Annotated in this window: 2 protein-coding genes and 1 pseudogene; all 3 read right to left on the bottom strand. The window is 47.7% G+C overall.

The window, feature by feature from the left end; translation table 11 throughout:
- Window positions 1–60: 60 nt before the first annotated feature.
- The 3 genes and pseudogenes from IQ224_RS22850 to IQ224_RS22845 all read right to left on the bottom strand — a co-directional run bounded on the left by IQ224_RS22850 (window position 61) and on the right by IQ224_RS22845 (window position 2,841).
- Window positions 61–1,209 (bottom strand): Re/Si-specific NAD(P)(+) transhydrogenase subunit alpha, encoded by a 1,149-nt coding sequence (locus IQ224_RS22850; protein ID WP_194033531.1) that lies wholly within the window; start codon window positions 1,207–1,209, stop codon window positions 61–63.
- 355 nt (window positions 1,210–1,564) lie between these two features.
- A pseudogene (locus IQ224_RS25195) lies at window positions 1,565–1,645 on the bottom strand (PspA/IM30 family protein); the annotation flags it as partial.
- 422 nt (window positions 1,646–2,067) lie between these two features.
- Window positions 2,068–2,841, bottom strand: coding sequence for a PspA/IM30 family protein (locus IQ224_RS22845; RefSeq protein ID WP_002753544.1), 774 nt, complete (start codon window positions 2,839–2,841; stop codon window positions 2,068–2,070).
- Window positions 2,842–3,038 lie beyond the last annotated feature (197 nt).

The raw sequence follows: 3,038 nt of genomic DNA, 5'->3' as shown, positions 1-3,038 counted from the left end.
GGTGTGGGGAGAATAAAGCTGCCCTCTGCCCTCTGCCTTTTGCCTTTTGCCTCCTGATAGCTAAAAAGCGGATAACTGTTCACTGAGGGCGGATTTAATGCGTTGGTTGCGGATTTCGCCAGCGTGGGTGACACAGGCACTATCAATGATGTCATCGGCAAAATCGAGGTTTAAACTGCCCTCTTTGCTGACTAAAAGCTGTAGCAGCATTTGCAGGTTTTTGGCATACATCTGGCTGGCATTGGTGGCCACTGTAGCAGGAAGATTAACGGCTCCGACGATTTTTACCCCATTTTCGATGATTTCTCGTCCCGGTTGGGTGTAGGCGCAATTTCCGCCCTGTTCCGCCGCTAAATCAACGATTACCGACCCCGCTTTCATGGTGGCGATCATTTCTTTGGTGACTAGCAGCGGGGCTTGTTTCCCCGGTACTTGGGCGGTGGTGATCACCACATCAGCCCGCTTAATTGGTTCGGCTAGGGCTTGACAAATGCGCTCCTGTGTGCTAAGAGAAACCTCTTTGGCGTAACCGTTATCGGCGACGGTATCTTCTTCTAGGGGCATTTCAATAAATTTCGCCCCGACACTCTGCACTTCTTCTTTGACTTGAGGACGAATATCAAAAGCCTCCACCACTGCCCCCAAACGGCGGGCGGTGGCGCAAGCTTGCAATCCGGCAACTCCTGCCCCCAATACCAGCACTTTGGCTGGGGCGATCGTACCGGCGGCGGTAGTCATCATCGGGAACATTTTCGGCAGCTGCACGGCGGCGAGGAGTACCGCTTTGTAACCGGCGAGGTTAGCCTGAGAGGAGAGGGCATCCATGCTCTGGGCGCGACTACTGCGGGGAATTAATTCCATGCTCAAAGCGGTGATTCCGCGATCGGCTAATTTGGCAATGCGCCGGGGTTGACGCAGGGGATCGAGAAAGCCGATGAGGATACCACCATTTTTCAGGCGATCGATCTCGCTATCGCTAGGAGGGACGACTTTGAGAATAATATCGGCAGTTTCATAGATATATTCGCTGTTTTCGCTCAGGGCGGCTCCCACGGCACTATAGGCACTATCGGCAAAGTTGGCACTAATTCCCGCCCCATTTTGGACAATTACCTCAAATCCCGCCTTGACTAAACGGGCGACGGTATCCGGCACTAGCGCCACCCGCGCCTCGCCTTGGTCACTTTCTTTGATTACGCCGATTTTCATGGCTGGGTTTCTCCTTAATAAGTCCTTCTCTTGTCTTATGCTATTAGGGTAAGGGTTTCGTTAAATGCGATCAATCCCCTGGGATAATTTCGAGTCAAAATTGCTTTTCACTTCCATCCTAGTTATCCTCACCTTTCTGGCTCTTTTTCGGGCTGAATCTTAGGATTATCTTCAGAATTAAAGGGTTTTGAGCGGCATTGTTCGGGAACTTTTTTATAATTATGAGGTACAAAGCTTTCGTGCTGGGGAACGCCGAAACGCTTAACATTAAACGCTCTTCCGTCTTAGATACCAGATTAAGTTATACTTCATGTTGATGAGAAGGGCTGCAATACGTCTCGACAATCTCAAAGTTTTACATTTCTTTTAACTTTGATCGTAATTGCTCTAATTCTGCATCTACTGCTGAATCCCTGACACTGTTTGCTGGAGGTAAATTGAGATCTTCTGGTTTTTGTGTGGAAGGAAGAAGAATAGGGATAATTTGGGTGTGTCTCAATTTGGTGGAAATATCTAGAGGACATTTTGGGCGCACGCAGTTCGATAAACTCACTGACCACGGTGCGCCCCTACCATTGGCGCAATAATATTATTGTAGGGGCGAATTGCATTCGCCCTCTTTGAATAACTTCTGCTGCTCACAATATATGTGAGGAAAAGTCACATATAGGAGATGCACCCATTTAAATTGCTTGTTGAGATGAGGCACTGTTGCACTCTGGCAACAGTAAAGGGATTGGGGGAGAGCTAATCTAAGGATAGGCGGTTAAAATGCGTCTTAGCTTATTGCCTATCTCAACGACAAAATTAATAAATAGAGACGTACCATAGATAATACGTCTCGACGCTCTCAAAGTTTTACAGTTCTTTTAACTTCGATCGCAATTCCTCTAATTCCGCATCCACTGCCGAATCCCTGACGGTGGTTGCTTGGGGTAAAGTGGGTTGACTAGAAGCTGTACCGGGTAATGCTCCCCCGGACATTTGTGCTTTCAGCATTGCTAATTCATCCTCCACATCGCTACCCGATTCTAGTCTAGCGAATTCCTGTTCGATGCCGACACCACCGATTTCAGCGATCGCTTGACCACGAGCTTCCGACTCGATAACTTTTGCTTCCATGCGCTCAAAAGCGGACATGGAACTACTGGTATCGATACTGCCGAGGGTTTTTTGGAGTTGTTCGTTAGCTTTTGCGGCTCTGGAGCGAGCTACTAACATATTTTTCTTGGTTTTTGCCTCAGAAATCTTACTTTCGAGCGCAATCAAGTTTTTTCTTAGACTATCTACCTGTACCGTTTGCTGATCCAGTTGATTTTTGAGAATGGCGGCGGTTTCCGTGAAATCTTTCTTGCGTTTAAGAGCTTCCCGGGCGAGGTTTTCATCCCCTTTAGAAAGGGCTAATTTGGCTCTTTGTTCCCATTTATTGGCTTCTGACTGGTCTTTGCTGTATTTTTGTTCCGTTTGTCGTTGTTCAGCGATCGCTCTAGCGACCGCTTGACGTACCTGTACTAGATCCTCTTGCATATCACTGACAGCTTGTTCCAGCATTTTTTCTGGATCTTCAGCCTTGCTCACCATATCATTGAGGTTAGCTCGGACAACTCGGCTAAGGCGATCGAATAAACCCATGACGCTCTTGTTCCTCTCGGTGTGTACTAAATCAGTTAACTGTTCTTAAAATTTCCTATCTTGCCTAACGGCTCATTATCCAATATAAACCACGAGAGCTAGGATAGGCGATAGGAGTTAGGAGTCAAGAGTCAGGAGACAGACTTCGGCGTGAGCTTTTGTCGAACGCTTTTTTCTCCCCACACCCCACACCCCAC

The sequence above is a fragment of the Microcystis sp. LEGE 00066 genome (genome assembly GCF_015207925.1).
Taxonomy (GTDB): Bacteria; Cyanobacteriota; Cyanobacteriia; order Cyanobacteriales; family Microcystaceae; genus Microcystis; species Microcystis ichthyoblabe_A.
The sequence above is the reverse complement of the archived record's forward strand: the minus strand, read 5'-3'. Positions and strand labels throughout refer to the sequence as shown.